Here is a 26,753-nt window from a genome sequence, read left to right as displayed (position 1 = left end):
CAGGGTAGCCGCAGCATCCGTTGGAAAGAAAGTATCAGAATCGTACTCTGCGCGGACTAGGAGGGCGCGAGCGAATGCGGGTAACTTCAAGAATCGGATGACGGCGGGAACGCTCCGGACGGAGCGGTGGATTTCTACCCACCCGCCCCCGCACACAGCAAGAGCAACGACGACAAAGGAGTTCCAATGCTTGGAAAGAAACGTGCGATCACGCTGGGGGCGGGGCTCATCGTGACCGCCTTCGCGCTCACGGGCTGTACCGGTGCCGGCGGGGGCGGAGCGGCGTCGGGAGACGTCACCCTCACCCTCGCCACGGTGAACAACCCGCAGATGAAGGACATGGAACAGCTCAAGGGAACGTTCGAAGAGGACAACCCCGGCATCAACATCAACTTCGTGCAGATGGAAGAGGGCGACTTGCGGGCCGCCGTCACCGCCGACGTGGCCTCCGGGGCCGGCCAGTACGACATCGTCACGGTCGGGGCCTACGAGGTACCGCAGTGGGGCGCCCAGGGCTGGCTCACCGACCTCACCTCGGCCCTCGCCGACGATCCCACCTACGACGTCGACGACACCCTGCCGGCGGTACGCACCGCACTCACCGTCGACGGCAAGCAGTATGCCGTTCCCTTCTACGGTGAATCGTCGATCCTGATGTACAACAAGGAAATGACCGACGCGGCCGGAATCACGATCAGCGACCACCCCACCTGGCAGGAAGTCGCGACGGCAGCCAAAGCGCTCAACACACCGGACGTTGCGGGCATCTGCCTGCGCGGCAAGCCCGGTTGGGGCGACCTGTTCGCACCGCTGACCACCGTCGTGCAGACCTTCGGTGGCGCGTGGTACGACGAAGACTGGAACGCGCAGGTGAACTCGCCCGAGTTCGTCGAGGGCGTGAACTTCTACGTCGACCTGCTCGCGGCGGCTGGCGAGCCCGACCCCGTGTCGAACAGCTTCACCGAGTGCCTCAACCAGCTCCAGTCCGGCAAGGTCGCCATGTGGTACGACGCATCGGTAGCCGCGTCGATCCTCGAGGACCCCGAGACTTCGGCCGTTGCCGGCAAAATGGGCTACACCCACGCTCCCGTCTACAAGACAGAAGAATCGGGCTGGCTCTGGTCCTGGAACCTCGCTGTTCCCAAGACCACGAAGAACGCCGAAGCCGCGACCACCTTCGTCAAGTGGGCCACGAGCAAGGAGTACCAGCAGCTGGTCGGAACGACCCTCGGCTGGACCCGGGTTCCCCCGGGAGCGCGCACGTCGACCTACTCGATCCCCGAATACAAGGAAGCCGCTGCCGCCTTCGCCCCGATCACGCTCGACGTCATGAATGCGGTCAATCCGGAGCAGCCAGGACTCAACCCGCAGCCGTGGGTCGGAATCCAGTACGTGACGATTCCAGAATTCCAGGACGTGGGAAACCAGGTCGCCCAGCTGGTGGCTGATGCCATCGCCGGACGGACCACCGTGGAGGAGGCCCTGGATAAGGGCCAGGTCATCGCCCAGACCGCGGGCGACAAGCAGAAGTAGCACGGCACCAGGTACGTGCTGTCGGGGGTCGGTCGAACGGCCCCCGACGGCACCGAAACGATGAGGAAGAAGCAATGACAACCCTGACGACAGCCCCGCCTCCGGCGCCGGCACAGCCCTCGGCAAAAAGATCGCACGCCGCCGCACTCTCCCTGCGCAAGAAGGCTCGCGCGTCACGGGCACTCGTGTTGCCGGCACTCTTCTTTTCGATCGTACTGACCCAAATTCCGTTTCTGGTCACGATCTACTTCTCGTTCCTGAACTGGAATCAACTTCGCCCGGCCGAGATCGCGTTCGCCGGCTTTCAGAACTACGCGGTCGTCTTCACCGGCCCCGACTTCTTCCCTTCACTGATGGCAACCGTCGTCATTACGGGCTCGTCCGTGGTGCTGTCGCTGGTTTTCGGTTTGTTCTTTGCCGTGTTGCTCGACCGCAAGTTCATGGGTCAGGGCCTCGCACGCACCCTCATGATCACGCCGTTCCTGGTGATGCCGGCCGCCGCGGCGCTCATCTGGAAGTGGTCGATGCTCGACGTCAACGTCGGCATGGTCAACGTTGGACTCAACTTCATCGGTCTGCCCTCGATCGCCTGGAACACCGACTTTCCGGCGCTCACCATCATCATGATGCTGACCTGGCAGTACACGCCGTTCATGATGCTCATCTTGCTCGCCGGGCTGCAGAGCCAGAGCCGGGAAGTGCTCGAGGCCGCGTCCGTCGACGGTGCCGGTCCGTTCCGCACCTTCCAGTGGATGACGCTGCCACACCTGCGCCAGTACATTGAAATCGCTACCCTGCTCGGGTCGATCATGTTGCTGCAGGCCTTCGACCCGATCGCGATCATGACCAAAGGAACGGGCGGCACCAAGACCCTCTCCTATCTGCTCTATGAGCGGGCGTTTATCGGACTCGACGTCGGGCAGGCCGCCGCCTTCGGGGTCGTCACGGTCATCGTCACGATCGCCGTCGCCACCATCGCTCTCCGCACCCTTTTCAAAGTATTCATGAACGGAAGTGAACGCTGATGCGCACACTCAAGGGCACCCTGATCACGACAATGACGTGGGTTCTGGTGCTGATGTTCTTCTTTCCGATCGCCTGGATGGTCTTCACCAGTTTCAAGACCGAGGGCGCAGCGGCCTCTATCCCGCCGACCCTCTTCACCGCGTTGAGTTTCGACCAGTACCAGCTCGTCTTCGACCGCGGCATGGGAACCTACCTGCTCAACTCCCTCACCGCGAGCATCTCGTCGACGGCGATCGTGCTGCTCCTCGCCATCCCCGCGGCCTATGGGCTCAGCATCCGCCCGATCAAGCGCGTGCAGGACGTGTTGTTCTTCTTCATCTCCACGCGCTTCCTGCCGGCTGCGGCGTCGATCCTGCCGGTGTTCTTCATTCTCAAGGCCCTCGGCGCCCTCGACAACATCACCGCCATCGGCCTGCTCTACGCGGCGATGAACCTTCCGATCGCTGTGTGGATGATGCGGTCGTTCTTCAACGAGGTTCCGCGCGAGATCGTCGAAGCCGCCCAGATCGACGGGGCAAACCTGCGCACCGAACTGATCCGGGTGGTGTTGCCGATTCTGCTGCCCGGCATCGCGGCCGTCGCGCTGATCTGCTTCATCTTCGCCTGGAATGAGTACTTTCTCGCCACGCTGCTCACGACCTCGATCGCTCGCACGACGCCGCCGTTTCTGGCGAGCTTTGTCGACGGTCGTGGCCAGTTCCTTGCGGTGCTCTCCGCCGCGTCAACCATCGCCGTACTTCCAGTCATCATCGCCGGCTGGGTTGCCCAAAAGCAGCTCGTACGCGGACTCGCCATGGGAGCGGTGAAGTAGATGACGCAGCCCACACTGTGCACGGCGACACTCGGCAACCTCAAGTCCGGTGTCGCCCGGCCCAGCTACGACCGCTCGACCCTCACTGCTGGAATCATGCACTTCGGTGTCGGCGGCTTTCACCGCGCCCACCAGGCCGTCGCCCTCGATGAGCTCATGAACGCCGGCCTCGCCCAGGACTGGGCGATTTGCGGGGTCGGACTGCTCGAGGGCGACCGCAGAATGAAGGAAGTGCTCGACCAGCAGGACTGCCTCTACACGGTCACCCTCAAACACCCGGACGGCCACCGCGAGTCGTCGATCATCGGCAGCATGGTCGAGTACCTGTTCGCGCCCGACGATCCGGAGGCCGTGCTCGAGAAAATGGCGAGCCCTGCTATCCGTATCGTGTCGCTCACGATCACGGAGGGCGGCTACAACTTCGACCGGGTGACCGGCGAATTCGACCAGACCCACCCTGGAGTCATCGCGGACCTGGTCGACGGGGCCGTGCCGATGACCGTCTTCGGCTATGTCACAGAGGCCCTCCGTCGCCGACGCGAACGCGGGCTCGAGCCATTCACGGTGCAGTCCTGTGACAATATTCAGGGCAATGGCGACATGGCGAAACGCATGTTCTCGGCCTTCGCTGTGCAGAAGGACGCCGAGTTCGGCGAGTGGATGTTGCACAACGTGCACTTTCCCAACGCGATGGTCGACCGCATCACCCCCGTCACCTCGGCCGACGACATCATCGAAGCTGCTGCCCTCACCGGGCTGCACGACGGCTGGCCCGTGGTCTGCGAACCGTTCTTTCAGTGGGTCGTAGAAGACGACTTCGGTCTCGGTCGTCCGCCGCTCGAGCAGGCTGGTGTGCAGCTGGTCGAGGACGTCACGCCCTACGAGTACATGAAGCTGCGGCTGCTCAACGCCAGCCATCAGGCCCTGTGCTACTTCGGCTATCTCAGCGGCCACCGCTATGCCCACGAGGCCATGGCCGATGACGCCCTCCGCAGATTCGTCCAACGCTACATGGACCGAGAGGGCACACCCACGCTCAAACCGGTGCCCGGAATCGACCTCGACGACTACAAGGCCACGCTGATCGCGCGGTTCTCCAACCCCGAGGTGCGCGACACTCTCGCCCGGCTCTGCGCCGAGTCATCCGACCGTATCCCCAAATGGCTCGTGCCGGTCATTCACGATCAGCTCGCCAGCGGTGGCGAGATCGAGTGCTCGGCCGCTATCGTCGCCAGTTGGGCGCGGTATGCCGAAGGCATCGACGAACAGGGCGAGCCGATCACGGTCGTCGACCCCCTGAGTGCCGAGCTTGTGGCCATCGCGCAGACTCAGCGGAGCGACCGGCTCGCCTTCGTGCGTAATGAGAAACTGTTCGGAAATCTCGCCGACAACGAGCGATTCGCCGCCGCCTACCTGGCGGCGTTGGATTCGCTCCTTGAGAAGGGCGCGCACGCTACCGTCATGTCGTACCTGTCCATCGAGGACCGCTCATGACGGATGCCTCAGCCACGACACTCTTACCGAAAAAACCCCCAGTGACCATGATGAAAGCCTCCTTGCTGCGCGCCGCCGGAGAGGTCACCGTCGACACGGTGCCCGTTCCCGACCTCGAACACGACCAAGTTCTTGTGCAGGTTGCCGCGGTCGGTGTTTGCGGGAGCGATGTGCATTACTACCAGCACGGCCGAATTGGGCCGTATGTGGTCGAGCATCCGCTTATTCTCGGTCATGAGTTGTCCGGACGCATCACCGCGGTCGGCTCGGGGGTCGACCCCGCTCGCATCGGGCAGCGTGTGGCCGTCGAACCGCAGCGGCCGTGCCGCAGCTGCGAGCAATGCAAGGCCGGCCGTTACAACCTCTGTCCCGACATCGAGTTTTTTGCGACGCCGCCGATCGACGGGGCGTTCTGCGAGTACGTGGCGATTCAAACGGACTTTGCTTATGCAATTCCGGACAGCATCTCCGACGAGGCCGCCGCGCTGATCGAACCACTCTCGGTCGGGATCTGGGCCTGCAAACGCGCCGACATTCTCCCGGGAAGCTCGGTGCTCATAGCTGGCGCCGGCCCGATCGGCGTCATCCTGGCGCAGACTGCACGCGCGTTCGGTGCCACAAAAATTTACATCACGGATATCGCGGATGACCGTCGCGCCTTCGCCCTCGAGCACGGGGCCACCATCGCCCTCGACCCCAGGGTCGACTCGGTCGAAGGCCTGGAAGTGGATGCGTTCATCGACGCCTCCGGAGTTGCGGCGGCGGTGCAGGCCGGAATTCTGGCGGTGCGACCGGGTGGCCGGGCCATCCTCGTCGGGATGGGCAACGACACCGTCGAATTGCCCGTCTCCTGGATTCAGAACCGGGAGATCTGGCTGAGCGGCGTCTTTCGCTACACCAACACCTGGCCGCTCGGCATTCAGCTGGTCGAGAGCGGCGCCGTCGACCTCGATGTGCTGGTCACGAGCACCTTTGCGCTTGCCGACGCTGAGCAGGCCCTCAATGCCGGTCGCCAGCCCGGCCAGATGAAGGTCATCGTCTACCCCGGTCGGTGATGAAACGGCGCACGTCCGGAGCAATCCGCAACGTGCGCCGTTTGACCGATCAGGACTTCCTAGCGCAGAAAGTCGATCAGGGAGTCGGCGAGGCCGACATAGCCGGCCGGGGTGAGGTGGAGCAGGCGAGTCTTCGCGGCCGGGCCGATATCGAGGGCTGAGACAAAGGCGGCCAGATCAATGCTGGTGATGCGCTTGCCGCGGGTCAGCTCCTTGAGCAGGGCGTAGGGGTCTTCGATCGAGGATCGTCCGGCCGAGACCTCGGCGCGAATCACGGTCTGGATCGCTTCACCGAGAATCTCCCAGTTGGAGTCGAGGTCGCGCTCGAGCAGGGCGCGGTCGATGTCGATCTCGCCGAGTCCGCGCAGAATGTTGTCGAGGGCGAGCAGCGAGTGCCCGAAACCGACGCCGATGTTGCGCTGGGTGGTGGAATCGGTGAGGTCGCGCTGCAGCCGGCTGGTCACCAGCGTCGCGGCGAGCGAGTCGAGAATGGCGCACGACAATTCGAGGTTGGCCTCTGCGTTCTCGAACCGGATCGGGTTGATCTTGTGCGGCATGGTGGAGGATCCGGTGGCTCCGGCCTGCGGAATCTGGCGGAAGTAGCCGATCGAGATGTAGGTCCAGATATCCGTGGCCAGGTTGTGCAGGATGCGATTGGCGTGGGAGGCGCGGGAGTACAGCTCGGCCTGCCAGTCGTGCGACTCGATCTGAGTGGTGAGCGGGTTCCAGCCGAGGCCGAGGCCCTCGACGAACTCGCGGGAGACGGCGGGCCAGTCCACCGACGGTTCGGCGGCGACGTGGGCGGCGAAGGTGCCGGTGGCGCCGCTGAACTTGCCGAGGTAGTCGCCGGCGTCGATCTGGGCCACGATGCGCTCGAGTCGATAGACGAACACGGCGAGTTCCTTGCCCATGGTGGTCGGCGTCGCGGGCTGCCCGTGGGTGCGGGCCAGCATCGCATCCGCTCGAAATTCGAGAGCACGGCTGCGCAGCGCGTCGATGACCAGGCGAAGCTTGGGCAGCCAGACCGTCTGCACCGCATCACGCACGGTGAGGGCGTAGGAGAGGTTGTTAATGTCCTCGCTGGTCGCCGCGAAGTGGGTGAGCTCGCTGATGTGGGCGAGGCCGAGCGTGCCGAGGCGGCGACGGACGAGGTATTCGACAGCCTTCACGTCGTGCCGGGTGGTTGCCTCGAGCTCGGCCAGCTCATCGATCTCGGCCTGCCCGAAATTCGTCACCAGGGCTCGCAGGTCGAGCTTCTGCTCGGCGGTCAGCGGGGCCGAGCCGAACAGGCTGCGGTCGGTGAGGGTGATCAGCCACTCGACCTCCACGCGCACCCGGGCGCGGTTGAGGCCGGCCTCGGACAGGTACTCGCCCAGATCGGAAACGGCGGATCGGTAGCGGCCGTCAAGCGGGCTTAGAACCTGTACGGGTAGGTGACTCATTGGACTCCCTGTCGAATTGCGGGTGCAAGTTGTTTCAAAAGTGCGTGGTTGGCACTCTCAATCATGCCCAATACCGAGTCAAACAACGCATCGTCGGAATAGTAGGGGTCTGGCACGTCGCACAGGGCGGCCTGCTCGGCGTCAAAACTCAGCAGCAGGCGCACCTTGGCGCGATCGCGATCAGCCAGCGCCCAGTTCCGCAGGATGCGCTCCTGGCCGCGGTCGAGTACGACGACCAGGTCGTGGTCGGCGAACCAGAGCGGATCGAATTGGCGAGCCCGGTGGTGGCTGCCGTCATAACCCCGCTTGGCCAGCGCGGTAATCGTGCGACCGTCGGCCTGCTCACCCACATGCCAGTCTCCGGTGCCGGCCGAGCTGGTCGCGATCAGTCGCCCCAGGCCGAGCTTCGTGATCAGATCACGCAGCACGACCTCGGCCATGGGCGATCGGCAGATGTTGCCGGTGCAGACGAAAATGATGCGGAATGGCGTCGACTCGTCGGGGGTGAGTGACGCGAAAGACATGTGTCCCATTGTGGAGCAGATTCGGCTCCTGCACATGCCCAGTATCCGGAGTCTGTTTACAGAATCGTCGCGGGGAGGCCCGGTGGCCGGCGATTCTGCGACGATCGGTCCTGTCGGGGAGGTGCCATGGATGATCTGGCTGGACTCATCGCATCGGGGAGCACCGATCAGCTTTCCGTGTTTCGCGCTCAACGGCTGCGGGTGCAGGCCCTCACCGCCGATGTCGTGGATTTACAGGGACGGTTACGCCGGGGGGACGAGAGCGAATTCTGGCAGTCGGCCGCGAAGCGTGCCTACCGCCAGCGGGTCGCAGAGATTGTTCACGACCTGGGCCTGGTCGTGAACTTTCTGGACGAAGCGCAGGACCAGTTAAGGCAGAACATTTGGCAGCTGGAGTCGGAGCAATGAGCGAGTACGACGTTGGTGTGGGTGGAAGCGAACTGACAGTGTCCGTGGGCGGAACCACAATCGTGTCAACGGATGTCGTACTGGCCGAGGCCGAGATGCTGCGGTATGCCCAAGCCCAGGCCGAGGACTTTCGCGTCAGGGTGGACAGTATCCGGCAACTCGACTCCGCCGGCGGGGCCATGAAATGGACGCCGGGGGACGCCGGGATACCCCTGCTTTGGGCCAGTGGGACGCTCGGCGAACTGGAGCAGCGCAGCGGCGACCTGGCCGAGTCCCTGGTGGCTGCCGCGGAACGGTACGGCTGGGCTGAGCGCAGCGCCCTGCAACTGGCCGTACTGGGGAGCGCGAAAGTGGGGCATGATGTCGGGACGATTATCAGGCTGATGCTCCTGCTCGGAGCCACTCCACTGGTCCTGGGAGTAATGGCAACCTCTCTGCCTGCTCTGGGATTGGTCGTCTGGGCGATGGCGGGGCTCGTGAAGCGCGAGACGGGATACGGGTTTGTTCTCGACCAACGGGTTATCACGGACCCGCAAACGGTCCTGATGGCCAAGCTGCTCGTCTCTTCGCTCGATGACGTCGCTCTGGGCGCGCTGGGAGTGCCTCTTGGAGTTGACCTGATTCTCGGAGACACCGGCCTGGGTGTGACGGGCATCTCGAGCACCGCTGTCGCCGTGCTCGCCGTAGCGCGAAGTGGCGGGCTGTTGCGGGAAGGTGCGGTGAGGGTGCGGCGGGTCCGTGTTTTGGCAAAATTGAAGCCACCCACCGGGGTGAGTGACGTGGCCGCGCGAATTCCCAAAGCCGCCAAGGGCGGGGCGCAGATTCGCATCGAGAAATATGGTGACGGCGAGCAAACGTCCTGGGCCGTGTACATCGGTGGGACGGTCGACTGGGATCCGGTCGCCACGAACGAGCCCTTCGACCTCGCCTCGAACGTGTCTGCGATTGCCGAGGAAAACGCGGGGTCCTTTCGGGCGGTGATGGAGGCGATGCAGGCCGCCGGCATTGAACCCGGTGATCCAGTAGTCGTGGCCGGTCATTCGCAGGGTGGCATCGTCGCCACGCAGGTAGCTGCCTCTGAGGCGTTCAACGTGCAGGCGGTGGCCACTTTTGGGGCGCCGGAAACGTGTGTTCCGGTGCCGTCCGGTGTCGCGACGCTCACCGTTGAGCACAGCGATGACGTGGTGACGGCTCTTGGTGGGTCATGCCTGATCGACTCGGAGGATCGCCTCACCGTGCGTCGCGAGGTCTTCGCGACGACCGAACCTCCGGTTGGGGAGAACGTGCCGGCCCACCACCTTGATCGCTACCGCGAGACGGCGCAACTCATCGACGCCTCCCCAGAAGAGAACCTGCAAAATTTTCAGGACACGGTGACCGGCATTGTCGGGAGCGCGGAGGGCGAGGCCGTCTTGTGGCGCGGCATCCGCTTGCCGGCCGGGCCAGCGCCGAAGTGACGGCGCGGCTCAGTTGCGGTCGGTGACCGGGCGCACGATCAGACCGAGCAGCCAGGAGATGATTCCGAGTACCAGGGCACCGACCACGCCCCACCAGAAGCCATCGACAACGAGGCCAAAACCCAGAAAACCGGAGAACCAGGCGACGAGTAGCAGCAGCAGGCCGTTGACGATGAGCGCGAACAGTCCGAGCGTGAGAATGTACAGCGGAAATGCGACGACCCGCACGACGCCGCCGACGACGGTGTTCACGAACCCGAAGATGAGCGCGATGAGCAGGTAGGTGATTACGCTCGCACCCGAGTCGGGTGCGTACGGAATGACGTGCACACCGGTGACGAGCAGGGCGGTGAGCCACAGGGCCACCGCGTTGACGATCAACTTGATCAAGAATCTGGCCATGTCCCTACTATCTCACCGGGAAGCGCCGTCGGGTGCGGCGCCCGGGCCGCGCGGTCGAAAGGCGGGCAATCATTCATTCGCCATTGCGAATATATGCGGGCGTAGACTCCACGAGTGAGCCTCTCCGACCGACCCTCCGTCCGCCTGCGCCCGGAGATCATCGCACTCCCGGCCTATAAGCAGGGCAAACCGGCTGACGCCAGTGACTTCAAGCTCTCCAGCAACGAGAACCCCTTTGACCCGCTACCGGGGGTCGTGGCGGCGGTCGCCGCCGAAACGGCGTTCAATCGCTACCCGGATGCCTCGGCGCTGGCCCTGTGCGAACGCCTCGCTGCCAAGTACAGCATCGATGTCGATCAGGTGCACGTCGGTTCGGGTTCGGTGGCCCTGCTGGCCCAGCTGATTCTCGCTGCCGCCGGCCCTGGCGATGAAGTGCTCTACTCCTGGCGGTCGTTCGAGGCCTACCCCTCGCTCGTCACCGTCGCGGGTGCGACCAGCGTGCGCGTGCCCAACCGCGCCGATCACGGTCATGATCTACCCGAAATGGCCGCCGCGATCGGCGAGGCGACCCGGGTCGTCATCGTCTGCTCGCCCAACAACCCCACCGGCACCATCGTCACCAAGGACGAATTCGAGGCCTTCATGGCCGTTGTCCCGACCGATCTGCTGGTCATTCTCGATGAGGCATATATCGAGTTCGTCACCGAAGCGGATGCCGTGACCGGCCCGCCGCTCCTGGCCCGCTACCCGAATCTGGTCGTGCTGCGCACCTTCTCCAAGGCTTACGGCCTGGCCGGACTGCGCATCGGCTATGCCCTCGGGCCGGTGGATATTCTGAACGCCGCCCGCGCGACCGCCATCCCGCTCTCGGTCACCGCGCCAGCAGCCGCGGCAGCGATCGCCTCGCTCGACGCCGAAAAGGAACTGCTTGACCGGGTTCGAACCATTGCTGCGCGTCGCGATGCAACCTGGACGGCACTCACCCAGCAGGGCTGGAACATTCCCCAGCCGCAGGGCAACTTTCTTTGGCTGCCCACGGGTGCCGAAACCGCGAGCGTGGCCGAGGCTCTCGGTGAGGCCGGCCTTATCGTGCGCCCCTTCGTGCCGGAGGGCATTCGGGTGTCGATCGGTGAGGAGCAGGCTGTGGCGACACTCCTATTAATGAGCGCGGATCTTGTCGACGCCCTTCCCGCCGGTCACCCGGCACGAAAGATAGGTTAGTACGGTGTCAGCCACCCGAAACGATGCGACTGTGCCCATGACAGCAGCGCCCACGTCAGCAGCCTTCGGCCTCGATGGGGCCGAGACCTGCGTACGCATGATCTCCCCGAACGGCACGTTCGAACCCAATGCCGCCGCCGAGGAATTTCTGCCCTACCTCGATCGCCTCAGTGAGGCGGACCACCGCCGCTTCTACCGTGACATGGTCGTGGTGCGAAAGTTCGATACCGAAGCGGCCAACCTACAGCGCCAGGGCCAGCTTGCCCTCTGGGTTCCGAGCCACGGCCAGGAGGCCGCCCAGGTCGGGTCGGCCTACGCCACAAGGCCCCAGGACCACGTCTTTCCCTCCTACCGCGAGCACGTCGTCGGCATGATCCGCGGCCTCGACGTCGTTGATATTCTGCGGATGCTGCGCGGCGTGACCCTCGGCGGCTGGGTGCCGGAAGAACACGGAAACTTTCACCTCTATACCCTCGTGCTGGCCTCGCAGACGCTGCATTCCACCGGCTATGCCATGGGCATGCAACTGGATGGGTCGACCGCGACCGGCAACCCGGAGACCGACCAGGCTGTCATCGTCTACTACGGCGACGGTGCCTCCTCGCAGGGCGACGCCAACGAGGCGCTGGTCTTCGCGGCCAGCTACCAGACCCCGCAGGTGTTTTTTCTGCAGAACAACCACTGGGCCATCTCGGTACCCGTCGCCCGGCAGTCGCGCACTCCGCTCTACCTGCGCGCCGGTGGCTTCGGCATGCCCGGCACCCAGATCGACGGCAACGATGTGCTCGCGAGCTTCGCCGTCACCGCGAAGTCGATGGATGACGCCCGCGCCGGCCACGGCCCGTCACTGATCGAGGCACTCACCTACCGGGTCGGCGCGCACACCACCGCCGACGACCCCACCAAGTACCGCGATCCGGACGAACTTGCCTACTGGGTGGCCCGCGACCCGATCGTGCGCTTTCGCAGCTATCTGCAGGGCCGGGGGATCGAGCAGGAGTTCCTCGACGCCGTCGATGAAGAAGCGGCCGACTTCGCTGCCGACACCCGCAAGCGGGCGCTGGAGATCACCGGCCCGGAGCAATCGGTGATCTTTGACAACGTGTATGCCGAACCGCATCCGCTCGTGGCCGAGCAGAAGGCCTGGCTGGAACGCTACGAAGCGTCTTTCGACGAGGGTAAGAACTGATGACCGCTGTAATTGACACGAGTGTGGCATCCGCTTCACTGCCGATGACGAAGGCCCTGAACGCCGGGCTGCGCCGGGCGATGCTGGACGATCCCAAGGTGCTGCTGATGGGCGAGGACATCGGCCCGCTCGGCGGCGTCTTTCGGGTCACCGAGGGGCTGATCGCTGAATTCGGCGACAAGCGCGTGCTCGATACCCCGCTCGCCGAGTCCGGAATCATCGGCACGGCCATCGGCCTGGCCATGCGCGGGTTTCGTCCGGTCTGTGAGATCCAGTTCGACGGATTCGTCTTTCCCGGGTTCGACCAGATCACCAGCCAGCTGGCGCGTATGCGCAACCGCCACGAGGGCGGCCTGATCATGCCCGTCGTGATTCGCATTCCCTACGGTGGACACATCGGCTCGATCGAGCACCACCAGGAAAGCCCGGAGGCGTACTTCGCGCACACCCCCGGCCTGCGCGTGGTGAGCCCGTCGAACCCGCACGATGCCTACTGGATGATGCAGGAAGCTATCGCGAGTGACGATCCGGTCATTTTCTTCGAGCCGAAGAGCCGCTACTGGCCCAAGGGCGAGGTGCGGTTCGAGCAGAGCGGAACGCCGCTGCACGCCAGCCGCGTGGTGCGGGCCGGGACCGACGTGACCGTCGTCGGCCACGGCGCCATGGTGAGCGTGCTGCTGCAGGCCGCCGAATTGGCCGCAGCCGAGGGCATCAGCCTGGAGGTGATCGACCTGCGCTCGATCTCCCCGATCGATTACGGACCGATTCTGAACTCCGTGCAGAAGACCGGTCACCTCGTGGTCACCCAGGAAGCCCCCGGCTTTGTCAGTGTCGGCAGCGAGATCGCCGCCACGGTCGCCGAGCGGGCGTTCTATACGCTCGAAGCGCCCGTGCTGCGCGTCTCCGGCTTCGACACCCCCTTCCCGCCGGCGGCGGTCGAGACGCACTTTCTGCCGAGTCCCGACCGGGTGCTCGAAGCCGTGGACCGCGCTCTCGCTTACTAATTAGCACTGATGAACTTCAAGAAAGGCACCTTATGAGCGTGTCGAAATTCACCCTCCCCGATGTCGGCGAAGGCCTGACTGAGGCCGAAATCGTGGAATGGAAGGTCGCCCCCGGCGATACCGTGACGATCAACCAGGTGCTGGTCGAGATCGAAACGGCCAAATCCCTGGTCGAGCTGCCGTCTCCGTTCGTGGGCGTCGTCGGTGAAATTCTGGTCGCGGCGGGCACGACGGTCGACGTGGGTACGTTGATCATCACGATACATTCCGATAGCGGGCCGAACACCGACGCGAGTGCAGACCGGCCGGCGGCCGGTTTGGCAGCGAATGCCGGTGCATCCGCTGCGCAGACGTCCGACACTGACAGCGCCGACACGACCACGCTCACAACGGACACCAGCAGCAGCATTAGCGATGAGGCGCCCGAACCGCTTCTCGTCGGCCGCGGCGCTGCGGCGACGATGCCCACCCGGCGGCGTCGGCACAGCGGCTCGAGTGTCGCCCACGAGACGCTGGCGCCCGAACCCGCGGTGCGCCCGCGGGCCGAGCCGCTGGAACCGACCCGGCGCGCGGCATCCGTCGGCCCGGTCATGGCCAAGCCGCCGATTCGTAAGCTCGCCAAAGACCTCGGCGTCGACCTCGCCCTCGTCGAAGCGACCGGCCCGGTGGGTGACGTGACCCGGGAAGACGTGCTGCGCGGGGCGACCCAGGCCAGTGTGTTCCGCAACATCCAGACGCCGGAATGGCCGGTCGATCGCGACGAGCACATTCCGGTGAAGGGCGTTCGCAAAGCCATCGCCCAGGCCATGGTGAAGAGCGCTTTCACCGCACCGCATGTGAGCCTGTTCGTCGACGTGGATGCCACCCGCACGATGGAATTCGTCAAGCGACTCAAGGCCTCGACCGACTTCGCCGGCATTCGCGTCTCGCCGTTGCTGATCATGGCCAAGGCCATGATCTGGGCGGTGCGCCGCAATCCAACGGTGAACTCCACCTTCACCGATGAGGAAATCATCGTGCGGCACTACGTCAACCTCGGCATTGCCGCGGCGACCCCGCGCGGGCTGATCGTGCCCAACATCAAGGAAGCGCAGGATATGAGCCTGCTCGAACTCGCTGCGGCGCTCGAGAAGCTCACCATGACCGCGCGCGACGGCAAGACCAGCCCGGCCGAGATGAGCAACGGCACGATCACGATCACCAATATCGGCGTGTTCGGCATGGACACCGGCACCCCCATTCTCAACTCCCCGGAGGCGGGAATCGTGGCCCTCGGCACGATCAAGCAGAAGCCGTGGGTCGTCGATGGCGAGGTACGGGTGCGGTACGTGACCACGATCGGTGCGAGCTTCGACCACCGGGTCGTCGATGGCGACGTCGCGAGCCGTTTTCTCGCCGACGTCGCGAGCATCATGGAAGAACCGGCACTCTTGCTGGAATAGAACGTCGTACGCAACTGTGGAGATTTTCGTCAGAACTCACGGTCAAATTTGGCCCAGTCTTCTCGAAATGTCCTCAGTTGTGGCGCCCCAATCGTGATAGACCTCTGGTGAAGCAGGCGAGGAGGGCAGGATGACGGCGGTCGGTGCTCGCAGACTGTACGGGGCCGACACGCTGCGGCACGGGGTCGCAGCTGCCGGTGCGGCCCGCGGGCGTGCCTGCGCCCGACCTCATCACCGACCAGTAGCGCGGTCAGCGGGTGTGTGCGCACACGGTTAATGGTTTTGACAATCATTATCAACAGCGCTAATCTCGAAGCATGCACAAGAGATATTTCGCCGTTCCCGCACTCCTTGCGTCCGCCGCACTCGCCCTTTCGGGGTGCTCGGCCGGCACGACCGCCAGCGCCGACAGCGCGGACGCTGGACTCAAGGTCGTCGCCACGACCACCCAGGTCGCCGACTTCGCCCGCAATGTGATCGGTGACGCCAGCGGCGTCGACCTCACGCAGTTGATCCAGCCCAACCAGAGCGCCCATAGCTATGACCCGTCCGCGGCCGACCTGACCGCGCTCGGCGCCGCCGACGTGCTCGTCATCAACGGTGTCGGACTCGAGGAGTGGCTCGACGACGCCATCGCCGCGTCGGGCTTCGACGGTGTCACGATCGACGCCGACGAGGGCATCACCATCTCCGAGGTTGGGGCCGGCGAAGATCACTCCGAAGAAGTCGCCGAGGAGGATGACCACGCTGACGAAGAAGCGGATGCCCACGCCGGCGAGGCCGAAGACGCCCACGACGGTGGAGACCCACACATCTGGACCGACGTGCACAACGCCGAGACCATCGTGCAGACGATCACCGACGGCCTCGTGGCTGCCGACAGCGATAACGCCGCGGACTTTGAGGCCAACGCCGCAGCGTATTCCGCCCAGCTCAGTGCGCTCGACGACTGGATCCGCACCAACGTGGAGACCGTGCCGGAAAGCGACCGCCTGCTCGTGAGCAACCATGACGCCCTCGGCTACTTCACCGCGGCCTACCACATCGACTACGTCGGATCGGTGATTCCGAGCTTCGACGACAACGCCGAGCCGAGCGCCGCCGAGATCGATTCACTGGTCGCGGCGATCACGGCCACCGGTGTGACGGCCGTGTTCTCCGAGGCGTCACTCAGTCCGAAAACCGCCGAGACGATCGCCACCGAAGCCGGCGTCACCGTCTACTCCGGTGACGACGCCCTCTACGTCGACTCGCTCGGCCCCGACGGTAGCGCCGGCGACACCTACATCAAGGCGCAGCTGCACAATTCAACGCTGATGCTCGAATCGTGGGGCGTCACACCCTCTGCTTTGCCCGCCGAACTGCAATAGTTAACACGTGATCGAGAACACTTCTCAAGAAACACCAACATCGGACGCTGCCGCCGCTCTTCGAGTGGCGGCAGCGTCGTTTGCCTACGGCGCAGAGCCTGCGCTCACCGGCATTGATTTCACCGTGTTGCCGGGTCAGGCCGTTGCCCTGATCGGCCCGAACGGCTCGGGCAAGTCCACCCTGCTCAAGGGCATTCTCGGACTCATCACCCGCACGGACGGCACGGTCGAGGTGATCGGCCAGTGGCCAGCCCCCGCCGGCTACATTGGCTACGTACCCCAGACCGACCAGCTCGACCCACACTTTCCGGTCTCGCTCGAGCAAGTCGTCATGATGGGCCGCTACCGCTCGCTCGGCTGGTGGCGCATGCCGGCCAAGGCTGATCGGCAGGCTGTCGCCGAGGCGCTGGAGACCGTCGGACTCAGTAATCGAGCCAAGACTCGGTTCGGGGAGCTGTCGGGCGGGCAACAGCAGCGCGGTCTGCTGGCGCGAGCCGTCGCATCCGCCCCGCGTTTGCTTCTGCTCGATGAGCCCTTCAACGGACTCGACCAGGTGAACCGCGATGCCCTCATCGAAACGGTAAAGCGGCTCAAGCTGCAGGGGGTCGCCGTGCTGGTATCCACCCACGACCTCGACCTGGCCCGCGCCGTGTGCGAAAGCGTGCTGCTGCTCAACGGCGCCCAGGTGGCGTTCGGGCCGCGCGATACGGTGCTGACCCTCGCTAACGTGCAGCAGGCGTTCGGCTCGGTCGGCGTCGAAATGGACGAGCACACCATCGTGGTTCCCGGCCACGGGGGGCACTGAGTGGATGCCGTCACGCCGGTAATGAATACCGTGCTGATCACCGCGTTCGACCTGCCATTCATGGCTCGGGCGTTGCTCGTGCTCGTCGTGCTGAGCCTCGTCGCCGGCCTCGTCGGCGTACTCGTCAACTTGCGCGGACTCGAATTCATCAGCGACGGACTCACCCACGCCGTCTTCCCCGGGGTGGCGATCGGATTCGTCTGGGGTGGTCGTGACGGACTCTTTGTCGGAGCACTGGTGGCGGCCCTCATCGCCGCCGTCGTGCTCACGGTGATCGTCAAACGCGCGGTGACCTCGGACGCCGCGATCGCGATCGTCTTCACGGCCATGTTCAGCGTGGGAATCATCGTGGTTTCACGGGAAACAAATTACGTCGGCCAGCTCGACGCGCTGCTGTTCGGGCGTCTGTTGACCGTCAGTACGGCCGAGGTCAATCAGACCGTCGTGGTCTGCCTGATTGCGCTGATTATCGTGGGGTTCACGCTCAAGGAGCAGGTCTTTCGCGCCTTTGACCTCGAGGGCACCGCTGCGGCCGGATACCGCCCGCTCGTCCTCGACATTCTGCTCAACGTCGCCATCGCCCTGGTCGTGGTGGCCGCCAGTAGCGCGGTCGGCAACCTGCTCGTGCTTGCCGTGCTGATCGTGCCGGGCGCGGTCGCTCGTCTGGTGACCCGTCGCCTCTGGCTGCTCTTTCTGGTCGCCGCCAGTTTCGCGATTCTGGCCGCCTGGCTGGGCCTCGCGCTCGGCTACGAAGCCTCGGTGAACCGCGGTGTCGACCTGCCGAGCGGCGCCACCGTCGTGCTCGTACTCGTCGGCGGCTACGTGCTGGCCCTGGTCGCTCGGCTCGGGATCGACCGGATCGGCGGCCCTCGTCGCACGGCGGGCGCGGTGCTGCGCTGATGGGCTACTTCGAGCAGGCGCTCCTCGCCGCGCTGCTGATCGGCGCGCTCAGTGGCCTCGTCGGGACCCTCGTGGTACTGCGCCAGCGCACCTTCTTCGCCCAAGCCCTCACCCACGCGACCTTTCCGGGAGCGGTCGGCGCCGCGATCCTGGGCGTGAGCATCCCGCTCGGCGCCGCAGTGGCTAGCGTGCTCATTGTGGGGATCATGACCATGATCGGACGCGTCAAGCGACAGGGAAATCAGGTCGCATCGGGCATTCTGCTCACCGCCGGATTCGCGCTCGGTGTTCTGCTGCAGGGACTCAATCCCTCGTTGCCGGTCAAGGTCGACTCCTATCTGGTCGGCTCGATTCTCACGGTGACCACCAGAGATGTGACCCTCGTCACCATCGTGCTGGCATTCGCAGTGCTGACCATCGTGGTTTTGGGCAAGCAGATCATGTTTTCGACCTTCGACGTGAACGGTTTTCGCGCAGCGGGCTATCGAGAATGGCCGATCGAATTGCTGACCCTGGTGCTCATCACGGCCACGGTCGTGACCGCGATGCCGGCCGTCGGAGCAATCCTCGCCATCGCCCTGATCGCCGCCCCCGCCGCCGCGGCCCGCCTGGTCTCGCGCACGACCTCGCAGATGTTCGTGATTGCCCCCGTGCTCGGCGCGGTGTCCGGCGTGATCGGCGTGCTGCTCTCTCGCTCGCTCGATGTGGCCGCCGGCCCCAGCATCGCCCTCACCGCGGCGGCGTTCTTTCTGCTCGCCCTGGTCGCTCGGCGATTGGTCGGTACCGCGCGGGTGCCCCAAGAAACAGATGCGCGCCAGCCCGCGCGAACATCGCTACGGTTGAAGTCATGAAGCGAAACACCTGGCAACGTGAGGCCGTTCGAGGCGCCCTCGATGCTAACGACGGCTTCGTCAGCGCCCAGGCGCTGCACTCCGCCCTGCACGCGACCGGATCCCCAATCGGCCTCGCCACGGTCTACCGCGCCCTCGCCGACCTCGCGGTCAAGGGTGACGCCGACTCCCTGCAGTCACCGGAGGGCGAAAGCCTGTATCGCGCGTGCAGCACCAATGATCATCACCACCACCTGATCTGCCGCAATTGCGGGCTCACGGTCGAGATCGAAGCGGATGCCGTGGAAACCTGGGCGAAAGACGTCGCCGCCAAGAATGGTTTCACCGCCGCCGCCCACGTCGTGGACGTTTTCGGTCTCTGCGCCGCCTGCACTGCCACGGCGACGAGTCAAGCAGCAGCCGCAGCATCCGCTTAACAAGTTGCGCGAAAGCGGGTGAACGGTTGCTTCGTGCTCGCTGAAGTAACCGTTCACCCGCTCTCGCGGCCAGGAGAGTTTGCGGGAGGCGCGCGGATCTAGTAGCGTTGAGAGCTGCTACGCCTGTGTGCGTACATTGCGGGCGATTCTCCCCCGGCCTTGAGTTAGCTCCGGGCCGATGTGGTTCTGCCCGTCGACAAGGGATCTTGGGAAGAGCATTCGCTCTTCGGTAATGGAGGAAACCATGGCATCTGTATGCCAGGTGACTGGAGCTGTTCCCGGCTTCGGACACAATATTTCGCACTCGCACCGACGCACCAAGCGTCGTTTCGACCCGAACGTTCAGAAGAAGACGTACTACGTGCCGTCGCTTCGTCGCAAGGTCACGTTGACCTTGTCCGCAAAGGGCATCAAGGTTATTGATGCTCGTGGTATCGAGAGCGTCGTCAAGGACGTTCTCGCTCGTGGGGTGAAGATCTAATGGCTAAGGCTCATGACGTACGTCCGATCATCAAGCTTCGTTCCACGGCTGGAACCGGTTACACCTATGTGACCAAGAAGAACCGCCGTAACGACCCCGACCGTCTGGTACTCAAGAAGTACGACCCGGTCATCCGTAAGCACGTTGACTTCCGTGAGGAGCGCTAAACATGGCGAAGAAGAGCATGATTGCCAAGAACAACCAGCGCAAGGTCATCGTCGAGCGTTACGCCGTCAAGCGCCTTGAGCTCAAGAAGGCCCTGGTTGACCCTGCCGGCACCGACGAGTCGCGTGAAGCCGCTCGCAAGGGCCTGCAGAAGCTGCCGCGCAACGCGAGCCCGGTGCGCCTGCGCAACCGTGACGCCGTTGACGGTCGTCCCCGTGGCCACCTCTCCAAGTTCGGCATCTCGCGTGTTCGTTTTCGCGACATGGCGCACCGCGGCGAGCTGCCCGGCATCACCAAGTCCAGCTGGTAACTCCTGCGCTGGTAAGCAGTTGGTAGCCGGTTTCGCCGGCTTCTGAAACATCAAAACGGGATGTCGACTTCGGTCGACATCCCGTTTTGTTGTTCACGACCTTTTCGCGGAGAGCGAAATCGGGTGCCTGAGCGGGTGAAACTGCCCTGAAATGGTCGAAAATCGCCGTAAATCCGGGGATTTTGGCGGATCAATGCTAGATTTCAACTCGGTCGAACCGACCAGCGGGGTTTCTCTCTCGAGGAGCATCCGTATTACGAATATCGCTGTTTATACAGACGAAGGTCCGAGGAGGACACTCAATGGCTGACAAGTCGCTGAACAAGACCGAGCTCGTTGCCAAGGTTGCCGCTGACTCCGGACAGAGCCAGGCCGCCGTTGACGGCGTTCTGAATGCATTCTTTGCAGCCCTGGCCGAGACCGTTGCCGCTGACGGCAAGGTCACCATCCCGGGATGGTTGGGCGTCGAGCGCACCGCAACCGCTGCTCGCACCGGCCGCAACCCGCAGACCGGTGCAGAAATCGCCATCGCTGCCGGCCACCGCGTCAAGCTGACCGCCGGAAGCAAGCTCAAGGCTGCCGCGAAGTAGCTTTCAGTACTGAAAGGGGGCGTCGACCACGGTCGGCGCCCCCTTTGGCGTCCCCGGGCATCCGATGTCGATCTAGGGCCGAGTCGAGACGTGAATTTCTCCTCGAAAAAGGCCCGCAAACGGGCCAAAACGCTCGGCTCGGCGCGCGCCGGCACCGGGCACCGGCCTCAGGCGAGACGGATGCCCAGGGCTGGGCGAATAAGCTGGCCGGGTGCCCCGTCTCGTCCGCGTTCTCGGACCGGCAGCCCTGCTGCTGGTCGCTGTATTGTCCACCCTTGTTGCCCTCGCCTATGGCGGCGGAGCTTCGGCCCAACTGCTGGCCGACCCCGGGCCGGTGGTGCGTTGGGGACTTCCCCTCGCCAAGGTCATTGTCAACATCAGCGCGGCCGGAACGATCGGTGCCCTCGTGCTCACGCTTTTCGCCCTCAGCCCCCGGGAACGCGAGTTCGGCACCGCCCTCGACTTCGCCGCAGCCTCGGCCGCACTGTTCGCCGTCGCATCCGCTGTCACCGGCTTTCTGACCTTTCTCCAGGTCACCAACGTTCCCTTCGGCTTCAGCGATCAGTTCAGCGCCACGGTCGGACAGTTCTTCAGCCAGATCGACCTCGGCCAGGCCTGGCTCGCGACCACGCTGATCGCCGCCGGCGTGACCGTGCTCTGCTTCGCCGTGCGCAACCAGACCGCCCTGATCTTCGTCACCGTGCTGGCGCTGCTCTCGCTGCTACCCATGGCCCAGCAGGGCCACTCGGCGGGCGCTGCCGGCCACAACGCCGCGATCACCGCCCTCGGCCTGCACCTTGTCTTCGCGGCGATCTGGCTCGGCGGCCTGCTGACCATTATCGTGCTGCGCACCCAGCTCGACGGCGAACGCATCCGCTCGGTGATTGCACGCTATTCCTCCCTCGCCCTGGTTTCCTTCGTCGTGGTGGCCGCCTCCGGCTATGTCAGCGCCGAACTGCGCATCGGCAGCTGGGACAACCTGTTCAGCCCGTACGGCTTGCTTGTGCTCGTGAAGGTCGCCGCTCTCGTCGCCCTCGGCGGCTTCGGCATTCTGCAACGCCGGTTCTTCATCAAGCGGATGCAGCGGACCGACTCGACGCACGGTCGCTGGTTCTGGTGGCTCGTGGTGACCGAACTCGGTTTCATGGGGCTCGCCTCGGGCGTAGCCGCCGCCCTCGCTCGCACGGCGACACCGGTCGAACAGGTTGTCGCCACCGAGATTCCGCAGTCGACACCGGCCCAGATTCTCACCGGCGAACTCCTGCCGCCGGAGCTGACCTTCTCCCGCTATTTCACCGAGTGGAGCTTCGACCTCGCCTGGATTCTGTTCTGCGCTTTCGGCATCTTCTTCTACCTAGCCGGCGTCTGGCGGCTGCACCGCCGCGGCGACTCCTGGCCGATCTATCGCAGCGTGCTCTGGGTTCTGGGCATCCTCACCCTGTTCTACATCACCAACGGTGGAGTGAACGTGTACGAGAAGTACCTGTTCTCCACCCACATGCTCATGCACATGTTGCTGACTATGCTCGTGCCCCTGATGCTCGTTCCGGGAGCCCCGGTGACGCTGGCAGCTCGCGCCATCGCCAAGCGCCACGACGGCAGCCGTGGGGCGCGCGAATGGATTCTCACCGCCGTGCACTCGCGCTTCGCCGGCATCGTCGCCAACCCGATCGTCGCTGCCCTACTCTTCGGCGTCTCACTCTGGGTGTTCTACTACACGTCCATTTTCAGCTGGGCGACGACCGACCACATCGGCCACCAATGGATGATCGTGCACTTCCTGATCACCGGCTACCTGTTCGTGCAATCCCTGATCGGCATCGACCCGGTGCCGTACCGCCTGCCGCATGCCTTCCGACTGCTGCTGCTGCTGGTGACGATGGCTTTCCACGCCTTCTTCGGCCTCGCCCTGATGAGCGGCACCGGGCTACTCCTGGCCGACTGGTACGGCGCGATGGGCCGCACCTGGGGTCTCTCCGCCATCGCCGACCAGCAGATGGGCGGCGGCGTCGCCTGGGGTATTGGCGAGCTGCCGACCTTTGTGCTGGCCGTTGTCGTGGCGATTCAGTGGAGCCGCGACGACACCAAGGTCACGAGAAGGCTGGATCGCAAGGCCGATCGCAACGAAGACGCCGAGCTGATCGCCTACAATACCAACCTGGCCCGGATCACCGAGCGCGACGCGCAAAGTCCGCGCGGCTAGTGCAGCTGGATGGCCAGGGCGCCGCTGGGCTGCACGATGACGCTGAGCCCCATGGTGAACGGCACGTCTTCGTCGCGGGTACTGATGTCGCCGTCGAACAGGGATTGCACCTCGACCACGATGTGGGCCTGTCCGGCCGTCGCCACCATCTCGAAGGACCGCTCGCCGGCGGTGAGTTCAACCGCGGGGTAACCGGTGATCGACCAGGCCGGGGCGCCCTCGATGCGGTCATCGATCGTGATACCCCACGGACAGCTGGTCGGTTGCAGCACGGTCTGGGTGGCACAGCCGTCGAGGAACTTGTTCAGTTCTGACTGCACCTGCGCAATCATCTTTTTGTTAGGCAGGGCGTCGATCTCGACCGCGGTGGCCCCGGATGCCGTCACGCGCACGCTCGTCTTCTCCGCGGTCAGCATGGCTGAGGAGTGTTCAATGGTGTAGCGGTTCGGGGCGAAGGCGAGGTACGCGGCGCCGGAAGAGAAGGTGGCTGGCGCATCCGCTGCCGCGTGGGCGCGGGTATCGAGCGTGAGGCCGTTGACCGTGAAGGTGCGTTCGTGCAGCACCGACACCTGCAGCACAGCAAGCGGGCTGACGGCAAACGTCCAGGCGTTGAAGACGCCGGCGAAGGTTCCGGCCCGCTCGACCGTGAATGCCATGCTCGATGCTGTGCCGTTTAAATCAAAGTCGAAGACGACCCGGTGCGTGTCATCGCCGGCCGCATTGCTGGGCGTGTCACTCTTCAACTCGATATCGCTCAGACCGCTCAAAACGGATGCGCGCAGCAGCGTCTCCGGCAATTCGACGGTCAGTTGCGCCGCGGTCAGTTCCGCAGCCGAAGGCATGACCCCACCGAGCGCGAGGGCTCCGACGGTATCGCCGCGGGCGAGGGCGTCGAGGTACTGTTCCACAAATCCGCCGGCGCTGTACACCGTGCGATTGAGGGCGGTGATGGTTCCCACGAGACCGGCCGCGAGGAGGGCAGCGACCACCACGAGGGCGAGGACGGCCCGGAGCATTCTGCCGCGGCGCCCGCTCGCCCGCTGGTTTTCGGCCGGGGTGGTCACATAAATATTGTACGGGGGGCGGGTCGGACCTGCGGCCAGTGCCCGATCCAGTGCTCGCTGTGGGCCCACGGGACGTTACAGTGGTATGTCCCCCGCGCAGCATGAGCCTGCCAGAGAAAGTGTGCCGTGTCCGAGATTCCGCTCAGCCGTGAACAGGCGCTGGTCTTCGCGGCAATCGAGGGAACCAAGCAGAACGTGTTCGTCACCGGTCGGGCCGGAACGGGTAAATCGACGCTGCTGAACCATCTGTCCTGGAACACCAGCAAGCAGATCGTGATTGCGGCACCCACCGGTGTCGCTGCGCTCAACGTGGGTGGCCAGACTATTCACTCGCTCTTTCGCCTGCCGATCGGAGTCATCGCCGACAGCCCGATCGACCAGAACGACCAGGTGCGCAAGCTCCTCAATACCATCGACACCCTCGTGATCGACGAAGTCTCGATGGTCAACGCCGACCTGATGGACGCGATCGACCGCAGTTTGCGGCAGGCCCGCCAACGCCCGTTCGAGGTGTTCGGCGGGGTGCAGATCGTGCTGTTCGGCGACCCGTACCAGCTGGCCCCGGTGCCCGGCGGCCCCGACGAGCGCGCCTATTTCGCCGACCACTATCGGTCGATGTGGTTCTTCGACGCCAAGGTCTGGCGGGATGCCGAGCTGCGCATCTTCGAGCTCACCGAGATTCACCGCCAGCGGGACAACGATTTCAAGCTCATGCTCAATGCCGTGCGCCATGGCCAGGTCACCGCCGAGATCGGTGGTGCGCTCAACGGTGCGGGGATGCGAACCCCGCCGAGTGAGGGCGTGATCACCCTCGCGACGCGCAATGATGCGGTAAACCGCATCAACGCATCCGCTTTGAAGAAGCTGTCGGGCAAATCGCTCACCGCGAAGGCCGATATCACCGGGGATTTCGGCGGCAAGCAGTTTCCGGCCGACGAGGTGCTCGAGCTCAAGGTGGGAGCACAGGTGATGTTTTTGCGCAACGACTCCCCGCTCGATGGCGGGCCGCGCTGGGTGAATGGCAGTATCGGCACGGTCACCAAGGTCAACTCGACGGTGTTCGTCGACATCGACGGTGACGTGCACGAGGTTGAGCCGACGGTGTGGGAGAAGTACAAGTACACCTACAACGCCGCGACCAAGAAGCTGAGCCGGGATGTCGTGGCGGAATTCACGCAATTTCCGCTGCGGTTGGCCTGGGCGGTCACCATTCACAAGTCGCAGGGTGCGACCTACGAGCGGGCGATTGTCGACCTGGGAGCACGGGTATTCAGCCCCGGTCAGACGTACGTTGCGCTGAGCCGGCTGACCAGCCTCAATGGCCTGTACCTGACCAGGCCACTGCGACCGAGCGACATAATCGTCGACGAGAACGTCAAACGGTTCATGAACATCGAGGTGGTGCCGCCGGTGGCTAACCTGGCGGGGCTTGACACGTCGGGCCAGGAGCCAACCGACCCCGAAACCGGGCTGCCCGCCTGACCCGTGCTGTCGTGCGCTGGTGGGCTCTGCGAGGGACTCTAGTGTGCTCCGTGGCCGCCGGAGTCGGGGATGGTCGGTTCGGTCACTCCGGGTGAACCATGGGGCACGGCATGGGAGCCGACCTCCGTGGCGGCGAGGGCCGGGGTGGTGAGCGCCGAGAGCAGAAAGCCTCCGACGACGAGACCGGTAAGAAAACGCCAGCCGCTGGGTGTGGCAGCGCCTGCTGCGGAAACACGTCGCGTTTCACTGCTGGGGGTCGCGGGCGTAGGGGGCCCGGTCGGTGAGCGGCGCAGTGCGATGGCTACCGTAGCGGCCAGGAATACGTTGAAGAGTGAAGCGACGGACATCGGGTAGAGCGGCAGGCCGGTTTGGCCACTGGTCACCCCGAGGCCACTGCCGAGCACGGCGGTGGTACCCCAGATGACGACCGGGATGAGCGCCGCGCCCACGATGATCCGGGGCACCAGCACCCGGCCAGCAGCGAGGGTGGCGATTCCCCAGCCGAGTTCGGCAATGCCGAACCCGACCAGCAGAACCGACAGGGGCAATGGAGCGGTCACACCCACGGCCAGATGGATCAGGGCGGCGCCGAAAGCGGCGAAGCCGAGCCAGGTGCGAACGACCGGGGACATGATGCTCCTATTGACTTGGTGCGCGAAGGGATGGAGTGAAGCGGTGCGGTGTTAGGCGTTGGCTTTGCTGTGAACCGTTTTGTCTGCGGTGAGGCCGACACCGAGAAGCACGATGGCGCTGGCGAGGTGCAGGAAGTGGTCGGCGGTGTTGAGCGCCAGGATGTTCAGCGAGGTGCTCGCGATGAAGAATCCGACGATTCCGAGGAGCAGGTACACGGCACCGATCGTGCTGTTGGTGGCCTTGGCTGCCATGGCGTTGGAGAGTCCGGCGATGAGCAGGGCCGCTCCGATCAAGAGGTGCGCGATGTTGTGCAGCGGGTTGACCTCGAAGATGCCGAGAAGTAATCCGCCCTCGGTGGCGATGAAGCCGACACTGCCGGTGACGGCGAAGCCGAGTAATCCGACGAGAACATAGACCGCGCCGAAGACGGTGGCGATCAGGCGATTGGGTGATGTGCGCATTTCAGGTGCCTCCT

The 26,753-nt window shown here is 64.5% G+C and carries 28 protein-coding genes; 22 read left to right on the top strand and 6 right to left on the bottom strand.

What is annotated here, in order from left to right:
• Positions 1-186: 186 nt before the first annotated feature.
• The 5 genes from E3T46_RS02970 (at position 187) to E3T46_RS02950 (ending at position 5,919) form a co-directional block, all read left to right on the top strand.
• Complete coding sequence (locus tag E3T46_RS02970) at positions 187-1,533, top strand: sugar ABC transporter substrate-binding protein (protein ID WP_134443442.1); 1,347 nt, start codon at positions 187-189, stop codon at positions 1,531-1,533.
• A gap of 74 nt (positions 1,534-1,607) precedes the next feature.
• Positions 1,608-2,558: a sugar ABC transporter permease gene (locus E3T46_RS02965; RefSeq protein WP_134477789.1), complete on the top strand. Its 951-nt coding sequence runs from the start codon at positions 1,608-1,610 to the stop codon at positions 2,556-2,558.
• A complete protein-coding gene (locus E3T46_RS02960) occupies positions 2,558-3,370 on the top strand; it encodes a carbohydrate ABC transporter permease (protein WP_134443440.1) in 813 nt (270 codons plus the stop codon). The genes E3T46_RS02965 and E3T46_RS02960 overlap by 1 nt, the downstream gene beginning before the upstream one ends.
• Entirely contained in the window at positions 3,371-4,864 is a 1,494-nt protein-coding gene (locus tag E3T46_RS02955; protein WP_134471824.1) for a mannitol dehydrogenase family protein, read from the top strand.
• A gap of 47 nt (positions 4,865-4,911) precedes the next feature.
• Positions 4,912-5,919, top strand: coding sequence for an NAD(P)-dependent alcohol dehydrogenase (locus E3T46_RS02950; RefSeq protein WP_241980428.1), 1,008 nt, complete (start codon positions 4,912-4,914; stop codon positions 5,917-5,919).
• A gap of 59 nt (positions 5,920-5,978) precedes the next feature.
• On the opposite strand, the gene purB is transcribed toward E3T46_RS02950, so the two are convergent.
• Both purB and E3T46_RS02940 read right to left on the bottom strand, forming a co-directional pair.
• On the bottom strand, positions 5,979-7,361 hold the full coding sequence (gene purB, locus E3T46_RS02945) for an adenylosuccinate lyase (RefSeq protein WP_134577391.1): 1,383 nt from the start codon (positions 7,359-7,361) through the stop codon (positions 5,979-5,981).
• On the bottom strand, positions 7,358-7,885 hold the full coding sequence (locus tag E3T46_RS02940) for a low molecular weight protein-tyrosine-phosphatase (protein WP_092448187.1): 528 nt from the start codon (positions 7,883-7,885) through the stop codon (positions 7,358-7,360). Before E3T46_RS02940 ends, purB begins: the two co-directional genes overlap by 4 nt.
• A gap of 126 nt (positions 7,886-8,011) precedes the next feature.
• Here E3T46_RS02940 and E3T46_RS02935 point away from each other — a divergent pair, with 126 nt between their 5' ends.
• Both E3T46_RS02935 and E3T46_RS02930 read left to right on the top strand, forming a co-directional pair.
• Positions 8,012-8,293: a hypothetical protein gene (locus E3T46_RS02935; RefSeq protein WP_134577390.1), complete on the top strand. Its 282-nt coding sequence runs from the start codon at positions 8,012-8,014 to the stop codon at positions 8,291-8,293.
• Positions 8,290-9,750: an alpha/beta hydrolase gene (locus tag E3T46_RS02930; protein ID WP_134577389.1), complete on the top strand. Its 1,461-nt coding sequence runs from the start codon at positions 8,290-8,292 to the stop codon at positions 9,748-9,750. Before E3T46_RS02935 ends, E3T46_RS02930 begins: the two co-directional genes overlap by 4 nt.
• 9 nt (positions 9,751-9,759) lie before the next feature.
• On the opposite strand, the gene E3T46_RS02925 is transcribed toward E3T46_RS02930, so the two are convergent.
• A complete protein-coding gene (locus tag E3T46_RS02925) occupies positions 9,760-10,152 on the bottom strand; it encodes a phage holin family protein (RefSeq protein ID WP_134471830.1) in 393 nt (130 codons plus the stop codon).
• A gap of 114 nt (positions 10,153-10,266) precedes the next feature.
• Here E3T46_RS02925 and E3T46_RS02920 point away from each other — a divergent pair, with 114 nt between their 5' ends.
• The 14 genes from E3T46_RS02920 to E3T46_RS02855 all read left to right on the top strand — a co-directional run bounded on the left by E3T46_RS02920 (position 10,267) and on the right by E3T46_RS02855 (position 23,099).
• A complete protein-coding gene (locus E3T46_RS02920; protein ID WP_134577388.1) occupies positions 10,267-11,373 on the top strand; it encodes a histidinol-phosphate transaminase in 1,107 nt (368 codons plus the stop codon).
• Positions 11,374-11,410: 37 nt separating this feature from the next.
• A complete protein-coding gene (locus E3T46_RS02915; RefSeq protein ID WP_134577387.1) occupies positions 11,411-12,562 on the top strand; it encodes a thiamine pyrophosphate-dependent dehydrogenase E1 component subunit alpha in 1,152 nt (383 codons plus the stop codon).
• The gene (locus tag E3T46_RS02910) at positions 12,562-13,566 is read left to right on the top strand and encodes an alpha-ketoacid dehydrogenase subunit beta (protein WP_134443432.1); all 1,005 of its coding nucleotides are present in this window, start codon (positions 12,562-12,564) and stop codon (positions 13,564-13,566) included. Before E3T46_RS02915 ends, E3T46_RS02910 begins: the two co-directional genes overlap by 1 nt.
• Positions 13,567-13,598: 32 nt before the next feature.
• Positions 13,599-15,008 (top strand): dihydrolipoamide acetyltransferase family protein, encoded by a 1,410-nt coding sequence (locus E3T46_RS02905; protein ID WP_134577386.1) that lies wholly within the window; start codon positions 13,599-13,601, stop codon positions 15,006-15,008.
• Between the two features lie 317 nt (positions 15,009-15,325).
• A complete protein-coding gene (locus E3T46_RS02900; RefSeq protein WP_134577385.1) occupies positions 15,326-16,378 on the top strand; it encodes a metal ABC transporter substrate-binding protein in 1,053 nt (350 codons plus the stop codon).
• Between the two features lie 7 nt (positions 16,379-16,385).
• On the top strand, positions 16,386-17,183 hold the full coding sequence (locus E3T46_RS02895; protein WP_241980418.1) for a metal ABC transporter ATP-binding protein: 798 nt from the start codon (positions 16,386-16,388) through the stop codon (positions 17,181-17,183).
• On the top strand, positions 17,184-18,083 hold the full coding sequence (locus tag E3T46_RS02890; protein WP_241980417.1) for a metal ABC transporter permease: 900 nt from the start codon (positions 17,184-17,186) through the stop codon (positions 18,081-18,083). It begins immediately after the preceding gene.
• Entirely contained in the window at positions 18,083-18,934 is an 852-nt protein-coding gene (locus E3T46_RS02885) for a metal ABC transporter permease (RefSeq protein WP_134577384.1), read from the top strand. The genes E3T46_RS02890 and E3T46_RS02885 overlap by 1 nt, the downstream gene beginning before the upstream one ends.
• Positions 18,931-19,350, top strand: coding sequence for a transcriptional repressor (locus E3T46_RS02880; RefSeq protein WP_134443427.1), 420 nt, complete (start codon positions 18,931-18,933; stop codon positions 19,348-19,350). Before E3T46_RS02885 ends, E3T46_RS02880 begins: the two co-directional genes overlap by 4 nt.
• A 244-nt stretch (positions 19,351-19,594) precedes the next feature.
• Positions 19,595-19,831 (top strand): 50S ribosomal protein L28, encoded by a 237-nt coding sequence (gene rpmB / locus E3T46_RS02875; RefSeq protein ID WP_035835252.1) that lies wholly within the window; start codon positions 19,595-19,597, stop codon positions 19,829-19,831.
• A complete protein-coding gene (gene rpmG, locus E3T46_RS02870) occupies positions 19,831-19,998 on the top strand; it encodes a 50S ribosomal protein L33 (protein WP_035880539.1) in 168 nt (55 codons plus the stop codon). The genes rpmB and rpmG overlap by 1 nt, the downstream gene beginning before the upstream one ends.
• A 2-nt stretch (positions 19,999-20,000) precedes the next feature.
• Positions 20,001-20,306, top strand: a complete 306-nt coding sequence (gene rpsN, locus E3T46_RS02865; protein ID WP_092110538.1) for a 30S ribosomal protein S14 — start codon at positions 20,001-20,003, stop codon at positions 20,304-20,306.
• A 302-nt stretch (positions 20,307-20,608) separates the two neighbouring features.
• Positions 20,609-20,896, top strand: coding sequence for an HU family DNA-binding protein (locus tag E3T46_RS02860; RefSeq protein WP_134577383.1), 288 nt, complete (start codon positions 20,609-20,611; stop codon positions 20,894-20,896).
• A 211-nt stretch (positions 20,897-21,107) separates the two neighbouring features.
• A complete protein-coding gene (locus E3T46_RS02855; protein WP_134577382.1) occupies positions 21,108-23,099 on the top strand; it encodes a cytochrome c oxidase assembly protein in 1,992 nt (663 codons plus the stop codon).
• Here the strand turns inward: E3T46_RS02855 and E3T46_RS02850 are convergent.
• Positions 23,096-24,163, bottom strand: a complete 1,068-nt coding sequence (locus E3T46_RS02850) for a hypothetical protein (protein ID WP_134577381.1) — start codon at positions 24,161-24,163, stop codon at positions 23,096-23,098. The two genes, E3T46_RS02855 and E3T46_RS02850, sit on opposite strands and share 4 nt — an antisense overlap.
• Before the next feature lie 126 nt (positions 24,164-24,289).
• Between E3T46_RS02850 and E3T46_RS02845 the strand changes: the two genes are divergently transcribed.
• Complete coding sequence (locus tag E3T46_RS02845; RefSeq protein WP_134577380.1) at positions 24,290-25,645, top strand: AAA family ATPase; 1,356 nt, start codon at positions 24,290-24,292, stop codon at positions 25,643-25,645.
• 38 nt (positions 25,646-25,683) lie between these two features.
• On the opposite strand, the gene E3T46_RS02840 is transcribed toward E3T46_RS02845, so the two are convergent.
• Both E3T46_RS02840 and E3T46_RS02835 read right to left on the bottom strand, forming a co-directional pair.
• The gene (locus E3T46_RS02840; RefSeq protein WP_134577379.1) at positions 25,684-26,277 is read right to left on the bottom strand and encodes a hypothetical protein; all 594 of its coding nucleotides are present in this window, start codon (positions 26,275-26,277) and stop codon (positions 25,684-25,686) included.
• 51 nt (positions 26,278-26,328) lie between these two features.
• Positions 26,329-26,739 (bottom strand): DUF4383 domain-containing protein, encoded by a 411-nt coding sequence (locus E3T46_RS02835; RefSeq protein WP_134443422.1) that lies wholly within the window; start codon positions 26,737-26,739, stop codon positions 26,329-26,331.
• Positions 26,740-26,753: the final 14 nt, after the last annotated feature.

This window comes from Cryobacterium sp. Hh11, from assembly GCF_004404045.1.
GTDB lineage: Bacteria > Actinomycetota > Actinomycetes > Actinomycetales > Microbacteriaceae > Cryobacterium > Cryobacterium levicorallinum.
The sequence above is the reverse complement of the archived record's forward strand: the minus strand, read 5'-3'. Positions and strand labels throughout refer to the sequence as shown.

Bases quoted from the DNA above. Each gene is read 5' to 3' on its own strand.
- E3T46_RS02925 (WP_134471830.1), bottom strand. From the start codon at position 10,152: ATGGCCAGATTCTTGATCAAGTTGATCGTCAACGCGGTGGCCCTGTGG.
- E3T46_RS02835 (WP_134443422.1), bottom strand. From the start codon at position 26,739: ATGCGCACATCACCCAATCGCCTGATCGCCACCGTCTTCGGCGCGGTC.
- E3T46_RS02885 (WP_134577384.1), top strand. From the start codon at position 18,083: ATGGGCTACTTCGAGCAGGCGCTCCTCGCCGCGCTGCTGATCGGCGCG.
- E3T46_RS02955 (WP_134471824.1), top strand. From the start codon at position 3,371: ATGACGCAGCCCACACTGTGCACGGCGACACTCGGCAACCTCAAGTCC.
- rpsN (WP_092110538.1), top strand. From the start codon at position 20,001: ATGGCGAAGAAGAGCATGATTGCCAAGAACAACCAGCGCAAGGTCATC.
- purB (WP_134577391.1), bottom strand. From the start codon at position 7,361: ATGAGTCACCTACCCGTACAGGTTCTAAGCCCGCTTGACGGCCGCTAC.
- E3T46_RS02910 (WP_134443432.1), top strand. From the start codon at position 12,562: ATGACCGCTGTAATTGACACGAGTGTGGCATCCGCTTCACTGCCGATG.
- E3T46_RS02950 (WP_241980428.1), top strand. From the start codon at position 4,912: ATGATGAAAGCCTCCTTGCTGCGCGCCGCCGGAGAGGTCACCGTCGAC.
- E3T46_RS02860 (WP_134577383.1), top strand. From the start codon at position 20,609: ATGGCTGACAAGTCGCTGAACAAGACCGAGCTCGTTGCCAAGGTTGCC.
- E3T46_RS02880 (WP_134443427.1), top strand. From the start codon at position 18,931: ATGAAGCGAAACACCTGGCAACGTGAGGCCGTTCGAGGCGCCCTCGAT.
- E3T46_RS02935 (WP_134577390.1), top strand. From the start codon at position 8,012: ATGGATGATCTGGCTGGACTCATCGCATCGGGGAGCACCGATCAGCTT.
- E3T46_RS02915 (WP_134577387.1), top strand. From the start codon at position 11,411: ATGACAGCAGCGCCCACGTCAGCAGCCTTCGGCCTCGATGGGGCCGAG.
- E3T46_RS02970 (WP_134443442.1), top strand. From the start codon at position 187: ATGCTTGGAAAGAAACGTGCGATCACGCTGGGGGCGGGGCTCATCGTG.
- E3T46_RS02900 (WP_134577385.1), top strand. From the start codon at position 15,326: ATGCACAAGAGATATTTCGCCGTTCCCGCACTCCTTGCGTCCGCCGCA.
- rpmG (WP_035880539.1), top strand. From the start codon at position 19,831: ATGGCTAAGGCTCATGACGTACGTCCGATCATCAAGCTTCGTTCCACG.
- E3T46_RS02840 (WP_134577379.1), bottom strand. From the start codon at position 26,277: ATGTCCCCGGTCGTTCGCACCTGGCTCGGCTTCGCCGCTTTCGGCGCC.
- rpmB (WP_035835252.1), top strand. From the start codon at position 19,595: ATGGCATCTGTATGCCAGGTGACTGGAGCTGTTCCCGGCTTCGGACAC.
- E3T46_RS02940 (WP_092448187.1), bottom strand. From the start codon at position 7,885: ATGTCTTTCGCGTCACTCACCCCCGACGAGTCGACGCCATTCCGCATC.
- E3T46_RS02960 (WP_134443440.1), top strand. From the start codon at position 2,558: ATGCGCACACTCAAGGGCACCCTGATCACGACAATGACGTGGGTTCTG.
- E3T46_RS02930 (WP_134577389.1), top strand. From the start codon at position 8,290: ATGAGCGAGTACGACGTTGGTGTGGGTGGAAGCGAACTGACAGTGTCC.
- E3T46_RS02965 (WP_134477789.1), top strand. From the start codon at position 1,608: ATGACAACCCTGACGACAGCCCCGCCTCCGGCGCCGGCACAGCCCTCG.
- E3T46_RS02905 (WP_134577386.1), top strand. From the start codon at position 13,599: ATGAGCGTGTCGAAATTCACCCTCCCCGATGTCGGCGAAGGCCTGACT.